We start from the raw sequence: 239 nt of genomic DNA on the forward strand, positions 1-239 counted from the left end.
AAAATACAATCCAGAAAATGTTCTTATCATCATTTAATTCTTCTCTTAGTTTTGAAACGGAATAATACATATTGTAAAACTTGAATAAGTCTGCTTTTTCTGTAATGTAATTTCCGTGAGATTCTGTGTAGGTAACGCTGCCTAACAAAGCAATATGAGTTGCATCAGTTACTTTTGCTCTTCTTATTGTAATCATTTTTACCTTTTAGTAGGATGAATATCTTTAAACTGAGTTGTAT

1 protein-coding gene is annotated in these 239 nt (G+C 29.3%); it reads right to left on the reverse strand.

From position 1 onward, the window contains the following. On the reverse strand, nt 1-196 hold a 196-nt coding region (locus ACY2RX_RS14870), incomplete at its 3' end, for a hypothetical protein (protein ID WP_490104746.1). Between the last annotated feature and the right edge of the window lie 43 nt (nt 197-239).

Source organism: Polaribacter sp. 2405UD43-2, assembly GCF_058147125.1.